Annotated in this window: 1 protein-coding gene; it reads right to left on the bottom strand. The window is 70.3% G+C overall.

Annotated elements, in window-relative coordinates; all coding sequences use genetic code 11:
- Nucleotides 1-1,061: IS110 family transposase (locus ACIF9R_RS38310; RefSeq protein ID WP_399987743.1), on the bottom strand; the 1,061-nt coding region annotated here is incomplete at its 3' end.
- Nucleotides 1,062-1,296: the final 235 nt, after the last annotated feature.

Genomic DNA, 1,296 nt, shown 5'->3' on the forward strand with positions numbered 1-1,296 from the left:
TGGGTGATTCGTTCCGTTGGTGTGGTGGTCAGGGCGCGGTAGACCTCGCGGGCGACGAATCGCTTGAGGCAGCGCATGATGTCCTTCTTGTTCAGCCCTTCCTTGGTGCGTCGTTCGACGTAGGCGCGGGTTCGTTCGTCGAAGCGCATACGGGTCAGAACGATGGTGTGCAGGGCGTTGTTGGCGGCCCTGTCGCCGCCGCGGTTGAGGCGGTGGCGGTGGGTGCGGCCGGAGGAGGCCGGGATCGGCGCGACTCCCGCCAGGTGGGCGAACGCGGCCTCCGACCGCATCCGTTCGGGGTTGTCCCCGGCCGAGGCGAGCAGCTGGCCGGCGGTCTCCGGGCCGACACCGAACAGTTCCAGCAGTTGCGGGGCGGCCTGCTTGACCAGCGGACCGATCTCGGTGTCGAGGTCGGCGATCTCGGCGTCCATGGCCTGGTGGCGCCGGGCCAGGCGGCGTAGTGCCGCCCTGGTCGCCGCCAGCGGCCGAGACAGCTCGTCGCCGGGCCGCAGCCGGGCAAGGGTGCGTATCAGGGCGGCCCGGTCCAGACCGGCGACCTGTTCACGCAGCATCGCGGGTGCCGAGACGAGCAGGCCACGGATCTGGTTCATCGCCTGGGTACGGGCCTTGACCGCGCTGCGACGGGCGAGCCGCAGGACGCGCACGGCCTCGACCACGCCGTCCCGGCTCTTCGGTGTGCCTGTCGCCCGGCCGGAGAGCACGGCCGTCGCGGCGGCGTAGGCGTCGATCGGATCGGACTTGCCCTTCATCCGCCGTGTCTTGCGGTCCGGGCGGTCCACGTCGACGACGGTGACGCCGGCCGCGGTCAGCACCCGGGCGAGCTCGGCGCCGTAGGCGCCCGTCCCCTCCACCCCGACTGCGGTCAGGACGCCATGGGCACGCATCCAATCCAGCAGGTCACGATAGCCGCGGATGGTGGCCTCGAACTCGCGGTCGGCCAGGTGCCGGCCGATGGAATCGATCACGGCAGCGTGGTGGGTCAGGCCGTGGGTGTCGACTCCGCCGGTGATCTGCAGGCCGTCGTGCGTCATGCTGGTCATGTCCGTCCTTGCTGCTTGTCCGAGCCGAGGGCGGCACGCGCCGGTCGGGCGGGTGGACAAGACAGTGACGGGGCTTATGCGACAAGCTCCTATGAAGTCACAAACGCCCGTCCGGCCGCGTGCGTGGTGACGCCCGGCGGGCCGACAAATCCCAAACAGGACAGTCGAGACGTCAGTCAGCCGAGGGGTCAGACCCGCCAGCAGCGTCACCACGTCACATCCTCACTGTCAGCCG

It is taken from the genome of Streptomyces sp. NPDC086080 (assembly GCF_044540255.1).
Classification (GTDB): domain Bacteria; phylum Actinomycetota; class Actinomycetes; order Streptomycetales; family Streptomycetaceae; genus Streptomyces.